Below are 7,303 nucleotides of genomic sequence, written 5' to 3'. Positions count from 1 at the left end.
CCTTCCGTCCGGCACACCGAGAGCACGCACCGGACACCGCGGGCACCGCACAGGACTTTCGAAACACCCCCTAGCGGATCCGACTCCCGGCGCGGCCCGCACGGACCTGGCTCAGTGCGGCCGGCACCGGCACCTGCTCGGCGCGGCTCGCACCACTTGGCGCGGCGTGGCCCGCACCAACCTGGCTCTGCGCGGCCTGCACCGGCACCGGCTCGGCGCGGCTCACACCAATCCGGCTCTGCGCGGCTCACACCAACCTCCCTCGGAGCAGCCTGCACCACTTGGCGCGGCGTGGCCCGCACCAACCTGGCTCAGCGCGGCCTGCACCGGCACCGGCTCGGCGCGGCTCACACCAATCCAGCTCGGCGCGGCTCGCACCAACCTCCCTCGGAGCAGCCTGCACCACTTGGCGCGGCGTGGCCCGCACCAACCTGGCTCAGCGCGGTCTGCAGCGGCACCGGCTCGGCGCGGCTCGCGCTGACCCGGCTCGGCGCCGCCCGCACCGGCACCGGTATCGGCTCGATGCCGCCCACACCAACCCCGCCCCGCCGTCGCCACCCCAACACCGGTCACCTGGCGAGACACTCCTTACGCGACCTGGTTTCTTGCACATAGCATCGGTCTCCGCATGAACACCATGACCCTCTGGCACATCACCGGCTGGGAGTTCGCCGCCCTCGCCTTCGCCGCCCTGCTCGTCGGCTTCTCCAAGACCGCCGTGAGCGGGGCCAACACGGTCAGCCTCGCGATCTTCGCCGCCGTCCTGCCCGCCCGCGCCTCCACCGGCGTGCTGCTGCCGGTCCTGATCGCGGGGGACCTGCTCGCCGTGCTCACCTACCGGCGGCACGCACACTGGCCCACGCTGTGGCGACTGTTCCCGGCGGTCGCGGTCGGCGTGGTCGCCGGCACGCTGTTCCTGGTGTGGGCGGACGACGAGATCGTACGGACGTCGATCGGGGCGATCCTGCTGCTGATGGCCGGGGTGACGGTCTGGCGCCGCCGCAGAGCCGACACCGAGGAGGAACCCGACTCGGTCGCCACCCGATCGGGCCGCGTGAAGGCCCGTTCGTACGGCGTCCTCGGCGGCTTCACCACCATGGTCGCCAACGCGGGCGGCCCGGTGATGTCGATGTACCTGCTGTCCGCCGGCTTCCGCAAACTCGGCTTCCTCGGTACCTCCGCCTTCTTCTTCCTGATCGTCAACGTGTCCAAGGTGCCCTTCAGCGTTGGGCTCGGTCTGATCGACGGCCGCTCACTGCTCCTTGACGCGGCGCTCGTGGCGTTCGTCGTGCCCGGCGCGTTCATCGGCAAATGGGCTGTGAACCGGATCAACCAGCGCCTGTTCGAGCAACTGGTGATCGGTGCGACGATCCTGGGCGGCCTACAGCTCCTGCTGCGCTAGTCCCAGCAGGGCGGGCAGGTCCGCGAAGGACTCGATGACGTGATCCGGCGTGCCGCTCGCCGCCTCGTGGGTCTGTGGCAGGTACTTGCCGGTCTTCACCAGCACCCCGGTGACACCGGCGCGCTGCGCCGCCAGTACGTCGGACTCGATGTCGTCGCCCACCATCACCGCGTCCTGCGCGCCGACGCCGAGGTGCCCCAGGGCCGCCGCGAAGAAGGCCGCCGACGGCTTGCCCGTCACCTCGGCCTCGACCCGCGCGGCCTGCTCCAGGCCGACCAGGAAGGCGCCGGAGTCGAGCCGCAGCCCGGCGTCGGTGCGCCAGTACAGATTGCGGTGCATCGCCACCAGCCGCGCACCGCGCTGCACCTGGCCGAAGGCCCGGTCGAGCGCCGCGTAGTCGAACTCGGGACCGGCCCCGCCCACCACCACGACATCCGGGACACTGTCGGTGTCGTCCGCGTCGAGGACCGTGACACCCTCCAGATCCAGGTCCTCCCGGATGTCACCGCTGTTCAGCAGGGCGCACCGCGCGCCGGGCCAGTGCTCGGCGAGATACGCGGCCGTGACGGCCGGCGCGGTCAGGATGTCCCCGGCGGTCACCGGGAACCCCGCGTCCGCCAGCGTCGCGGCGATCGACGCCCGCGTCCGGGACGTCGTGTTGGTGACCAGGGCCACCGCGAGACCGGCCTCCCGGATCTCCCGCAAGGCCTCGACCGCCCCCGGCAGCGGCTGCCACGACACGGTGAGAACCCCGTCGATGTCGATCAGGACGGCACGCACGGATTCCATGTCCGGACGATAGCCACCCGGGCCCCGGAAGTCGGCTCGTACCCGGCGTGCTGTCCTCCGTCCGGGCCTCGTAGGCTCGGCGCCATGCCTTCGCACGTCCTCATCCTCGGTGGTACCGCCGAGGCCCGGGAGCTGGCCGCCGTGCTCGCGGCTCGCCGCGGTCTTCGTGTCACCACCTCGCTCGCCGGACGCGTGGCGCGGCCCGGGGTGATCGCGGGGGACGTACGGATCGGGGGCTTCGGCGGGGCGGAGGGGCTCGCCGACTGGCTGCGCGAGCAGCGCGTGGACGCGCTCGTCGACGCCACGCATCCCTTCGCCGCCGGGATCACCGCGAACGCGGCGGCGGCCGCGGCGGGGACCGGCGTTCCGGCGGTGGTACTGCACCGCCCGGCCTGGCAGGCCGGCCCCGACGATCGCTGGCACCCGGTCGCGTCGCTGGACACGGCCGCGGACCTGCTGCCGAGCCTCGGCCGCCGGGTGTTCCTGACCACCGGACGCCTGGGCCTCGCCGCCTTCGCCCACCTGACGGACCTGCACTTCGTCGTACGGGCCGTTGAACTGCCCGATCCGCCGATGCCACCGCACACCGAAGTCCTGCTGGCGCGCGGCCCGTTCACCGTCGCCGACGAGTCCGCGCTGCTGTACGACCACTGCATCGACGTACTGGTGACCAAGGACAGCGGGGGAGAGTCGACGTCGGCCAAGCTGACCGCCGCGCGCCACCTCGCGCTGCCCGTCGTGGTCGTGGCCCGCCCGCCACTGCCTCACGGTGTGACGACGGTCCCCGATGTGGCGGCGGCCCTGGCCTGGCTCGGCCTCTAGGCCCTGTCGGGCCTAGCCCGCGGTGACGACGGAGGCGCGGAGACGGGCGACGGCGCGCAGTACCTCGTCGCGGTTCTTGGCGCTCTTGATCCAGGTGGGCAGGCGGGCGACGTAGGTCATCTTCTGACCCGTGTCGTACCAGGGAGCGCGTTCGCGCAGGGAGGAGCCGACGAACTGCCCGAGCAGATCCAGCTGTTCGAGGTTGTACGCCCAGAGTCCGCCGTGCCGGGTCTCGACCTGCAGCCAGAGCGGCAGGCGGAAGTACGGATCGCGGGCCGGCGAGTGGCGGTCACCGGAGAACTCGATCGACCGGCCCTGCCAGGTCCGGGACAGCCCGCAGGCGCGGCAGACGAGACAGCGGGGCGCGAACAGCCGCGTGGGCAGCGCTTCTTCGGTCGTCCTGTGGGCCTCGACATGCGCGATCCGCGTACAGCGTGGGCAGCGCACCAGTACCGAGTCGGCGAAGTCGTATGTGGTGCTGCGCGGATCACGGAAGCGGGTCGGTGCCGGAGACATGCCGCGAGTATGGCCATCGCTCCGTCCACCCGGCACCTGGTTTTCAGCGGGTTCAGCGGGTTCAGCGGGTTCAGCGGGCCGTGCTCGACGCCAACTCCGCCGGCTGATGCTGTGTCACTCCATGAGTGAGGTCCTCCACCAGCAGCCGCTTCGCGATGGTGTCCACCGCGGCGCGCAGATCCGTCCCCGAGGGGCGCCCGATGTCCTGCTGTACCCGGTCAGCAAGCCAACTGCCCCAGGCCTGGCTGATGACCCGGGCCTCCCGTGCCCCCGCCTCGGTGTGGGACAGGAGGGAGCCGTCGCGGGTCAGATAGCCCTCGTCGACCATGCGGTCGAAGACCGGCAGCAGCACCTCCGGCGGCACATGGCGGCGGGCGGCGATCATGCCGAGGCTGGCGTGGCCCACCATGCGTGTGAAGAGCTCGACCTGCATGACCGCCCAGGCACCGGCGATGTCGAGCCGGGTGTCCGCCTCCGTCATGAGCCGGCGGGCGGTGTCCAGGTCCGTACTGCCGATGATCTTTCCGACGGTCGCCTCCAGCACGCGCTGCGAGTCCGCGCCGGACGGCTGGGCGAACCCCTCGCCCATGTCGGTCGAGCCGGCCCGCGCACTGTCGCGCAGCTCGACCTGCTTGAGGAACAGGGCGACCACGAAGCCGATGGCCGCGACCGGCACCGTCCACAGGAAGACGGTCTGGATGGTGTCGGCGTAGGCGCCGATGATCGGGGCGGCGACGTCGGAGGGGAGTTCGTGCAGGCCCTCGGGGCTGGTGGCCGTCTGGGTGACGGTGGCCGCGTCCACGGACCCCACCTCGGCGGCGGACGCGATCCCGTCCCTGAGGTTGGGCGTGAGGGAGTTGGTGTAGATCGTGCCGAAGACGGCCGTGCCGAAGGAACTGCCCAGCGTACGGAAGAAGGTGACACCGGAGGTGGCCGTGCCGAGGTCGGTGTAGTCGACGGTATTCTGCACGGCGATCGTCAGGACCTGCATGCACAGTCCGATGCCGGTGCCGAGCACGAACATGTACAGGGACTCCAGCCAGGCGCCGGTGGACGGGTCCATGAGCGACATCAGATACAGGCCGATCCCCATCACCAGGGCGCCGACGATCGGGAAGAACCGGTACTGGCCGGTCTTGCTGACCACGTTGCCGCTGAAGACCGACGCGATGAGCAGACCGAGCACCATCGGCAGCGTGCGCACGCCGGAGACCGTGGCCGAGTCGCCGTCGACGTACTGCAGATAGCTCGGCAGGTATGTCATCGCGCCGAGCATCGCGAACCCGACGATGAAGCTGAGGATCGAGCAGACCGTGAACACCGGATTGCCGAACAGCCGCATCGGCAGCATCGGTTCGGCCGCCCGCGTCTCCACCCAGCAGAACAGCCCGAGGGCGACCGTACCGCCCACGAACAGTCCGACGATGACGCCGGAACCCCACGCGTACTCGTTGCCGCCCCAACTGGTCGCCAGGATCAGCGCGCTGGCGCCGACCGCGACGAACGCGATGCCCAGGTAGTCGATGACCGGCCGGATCGCCGACTTCACCACCGGGATGGTGCGGGCGGCCGCGATGACCACGACGATCGCGATGGGGACGTTGACGTAGAACGCCCAGCGCCAGGTCAGATGGTCCGTGAACAGGCCGCCCAGCAGCGGCCCGATGACCGTGGCCACCCCGAACACCGCGCCGATCGCGCCCTGGTACTTGCCGCGCTCCCGCAGCGGGATCACATCGGCGATCAGGGCCATCGACGTCACCATCAGCCCGCCCGCGCCGATGCCCTGCATCGCCCGCCAGAGGATCAGCAGCGTCATGTTGGAGGCCAGACCGCACAGGAACGAGCCCGTGATGAAGACGATCGCCGAGACCTGGAAGACCACCTTGCGGCCGAACATGTCGCCGAACTTGCCGACCAGGACCGTCGCCACGGTCTCCGCGAGGAGGTACGACGTGACGACCCACGACATGTGCTGCGCGCCGCCCAGGTCCGACACGATCGTCGGCAACGCCGTGCCCACGATGGTCTGGTCGAGCGCCGCGAGCAGCATGCCCAGCATGATCGTCACGAAGACGACGTTGCGGCGGCGCTTGTCCAGCACGGGGGGTTGGGCGGCGGCGGGCAGTGCGGTTTCCTCCACGACTGTCACGAGGTCACCTTCACACCGGTGGATTGCTCCCGCATGCAGGGCGGGCCGCACGAGTGCCCGGACTACCCGTGCCTCACTCCTGCCGATTCCGGCGCAGCAGATACGTGTCCATGATCCAGCCCTTGCGCTCGCGGGCCTCCGCGCGCAGCCGCTCGATCCGGGGCGCCGCCTCCGCGATCGGGCCGGCGGCGAGGATCTCGTCCGGCGTGCCTATGTAGGCGCCCCAGTAGATGTCGATGTCCTGGTCCGCGTACTGCCGGAACGTCTGGTGGGCGTCGAGCATCACGACCACGTCGTCCACGCCCTCGGGGAAGCCCTCGGCGAGCCGCCGGCCGGTGGTGATCTGCACGGGGCGGGCGACCCGGTTCAGGCCGGTGCGGTGCCGGGCGACGAGCGCGGAGACACTGCTGATGCCCGGCACGACGTCGTACTCGAACGCCACCGCGCCCCGTCCGAGGATCTCCTCGAGGATCCCGATCGTGCTGTCGTACAGCGCGGGATCCCCCCACACCAGGAACGCGCCGCTCTCGTCCTCGCCCAGCTCCTCGGCGATCAGCCGGGCGTAGATCTCCGCGCGGGCACTGCGCCAGTCACCGACCGCGGGGGAGTACGCGGCCCCGCCGGCCGCCCGGTCGCGCTCCGGGTCGCGCGCCTCGACGACGCGGTACGTGCCCTCCGGTACGTGCGCGTCGAGCATGTCCCGGCGCAGCTGCACGAGGTCGGACTTCACCTCGCCCTTGTCCAGGACGAAGAACACGTCCGTGCTCCGCAACGCCCTGACCGCCTGCAGGGTCAGCTGGTCGGGGTCGCCCGCGCCGATACCGATGACATGAATCTTTCGCACGCCCCGAGTCTGCCGCACGGCACTGACACCGCGGACACCGCGTCCACGCCGGCCCCGGCTGCTACGAGGCCGTGTCCCCTCGCAGCCGCGGCGCCCGCGCCCGCGCGTCGACGCTCCGCTCGTCCCGCTCCACGTCGTGGGCCAGCCGCCGCGCCCAGCCCACGATCCCCGGCAGGTCCATTCCGTACGGCCGCTCCCGCCCCGCCGCCGACGCCCACTCCTCCACGGCCCCGGCGCCGCGCCGCAGCAGCCGGGCGCCGCCCGTGACATTGCCCCGGGCCGCGTGCGTGAGCCCCACGGCGAGCTGCGCCAGGCCGCGCCACAGGCCGCGCTCCTCTTCGGGACCCGACTTCCAGGCGTCCTCGAACACCTCGTGCGCGTGGAACGGCTTCCCCGCGTCCAGCAGCTCCTGGGCCTCGGCGACGCTCTCGTCCGGCGTGCGGACGACGCCCTCGGGCTGCCGCTCCACACCGTCCGAGCCGTACGGCAGCGGCCGCCCGAGCCCGTCCCGGGGCCGCGCGTTGCGCGCCCGCCCCTCGTCGTCCCGGTCCCGCGCGTCGGCCTGTCGTCCTGAGGATGCACTGCCCATACGCCGATTGTCCCGCGCACCGCCCCCCACCTCGCCCCGCCCCGCCTTCGGCGAGGCCTCCGACGTGGGGTAAAGTGCTCTTCGCGCGATCCCGCGGGTCACCGCGGGAGGCGCGCACCGGGACGTGGCGCAGCTTGGTAGCGCACTTGACTGGGGGTCAAGGGGTCGCAGGTTCAAATCCTGTCGTCC

General features: G+C 71.5%; 7 protein-coding genes. 2 read left to right on the top strand and 5 right to left on the bottom strand.

Going from position 1 to position 7,303, the window contains the following annotated elements:
- Nucleotides 1–628: 628 nt before the first annotated feature.
- Entirely contained in the window at nucleotides 629–1,402 is a 774-nt protein-coding gene (locus AC5P09_RS50790; RefSeq protein WP_307680290.1) for a sulfite exporter TauE/SafE family protein, read from the top strand.
- On the opposite strand, the gene AC5P09_RS50785 is transcribed toward AC5P09_RS50790, so the two are convergent.
- Nucleotides 1,382–2,191 carry an HAD-IIA family hydrolase gene (locus tag AC5P09_RS50785; RefSeq protein WP_493880446.1) on the bottom strand — a complete coding sequence of 270 codons (810 nt, stop codon included), beginning with the start codon at nucleotides 2,189–2,191 and terminating at the stop codon, nucleotides 1,382–1,384. The genes AC5P09_RS50790 and AC5P09_RS50785 overlap by 21 nt on opposite strands.
- An 84-nt stretch (nucleotides 2,192–2,275) precedes the next feature.
- Between AC5P09_RS50785 and AC5P09_RS50780 the strand changes: the two genes are divergently transcribed.
- Nucleotides 2,276–3,013, top strand: a complete 738-nt coding sequence (locus AC5P09_RS50780) for a cobalt-precorrin-6A reductase (protein ID WP_493880445.1) — start codon at nucleotides 2,276–2,278, stop codon at nucleotides 3,011–3,013.
- A gap of 12 nt (nucleotides 3,014–3,025) precedes the next feature.
- Here the strand turns inward: AC5P09_RS50780 and AC5P09_RS50775 are convergent, their stop codons facing one another.
- The 4 genes from AC5P09_RS50775 to AC5P09_RS50760 form a co-directional block, all read right to left on the bottom strand.
- Complete coding sequence (locus AC5P09_RS50775) at nucleotides 3,026–3,529, bottom strand: hypothetical protein (RefSeq protein WP_493880444.1); 504 nt, start codon at nucleotides 3,527–3,529, stop codon at nucleotides 3,026–3,028.
- 70 nt (nucleotides 3,530–3,599) lie between these two features.
- Complete coding sequence (locus tag AC5P09_RS50770; protein WP_493880443.1) at nucleotides 3,600–5,681, bottom strand: MDR family MFS transporter; 2,082 nt, start codon at nucleotides 5,679–5,681, stop codon at nucleotides 3,600–3,602.
- A gap of 73 nt (nucleotides 5,682–5,754) precedes the next feature.
- A complete protein-coding gene (gene cobF / locus AC5P09_RS50765) occupies nucleotides 5,755–6,525 on the bottom strand; it encodes a precorrin-6A synthase (deacetylating) (RefSeq protein ID WP_493880442.1) in 771 nt (256 codons plus the stop codon).
- A 61-nt stretch (nucleotides 6,526–6,586) separates the two neighbouring features.
- Nucleotides 6,587–7,114 carry a DUF309 domain-containing protein gene (locus AC5P09_RS50760; protein ID WP_493880441.1) on the bottom strand — a complete coding sequence of 176 codons (528 nt, stop codon included), beginning with the start codon at nucleotides 7,112–7,114 and terminating at the stop codon, nucleotides 6,587–6,589.
- Nucleotides 7,115–7,303: the final 189 nt, after the last annotated feature.

The sequence above is a fragment of the Streptomyces sp. a15 genome, from assembly GCF_059026085.1.
Note: the sequence above shows the minus strand (reverse complement) of the source record. Positions and strands in the feature narration are given on the sequence as shown.

Coding starts and splice junctions, on each gene's coding strand:
- AC5P09_RS50790 (WP_307680290.1), top strand. CDS start 629: ATGAACACCATGACCCTCTGGCACATCACCGGCTGGGAGTTCGCCGCC.
- AC5P09_RS50785 (WP_493880446.1), bottom strand. CDS start 2,191: ATGGAATCCGTGCGTGCCGTCCTGATCGACATCGACGGGGTTCTCACC.
- AC5P09_RS50780 (WP_493880445.1), top strand. CDS start 2,276: ATGCCTTCGCACGTCCTCATCCTCGGTGGTACCGCCGAGGCCCGGGAG.
- AC5P09_RS50775 (WP_493880444.1), bottom strand. CDS start 3,529: ATGTCTCCGGCACCGACCCGCTTCCGTGATCCGCGCAGCACCACATAC.
- AC5P09_RS50760 (WP_493880441.1), bottom strand. CDS start 7,114: ATGGGCAGTGCATCCTCAGGACGACAGGCCGACGCGCGGGACCGGGAC.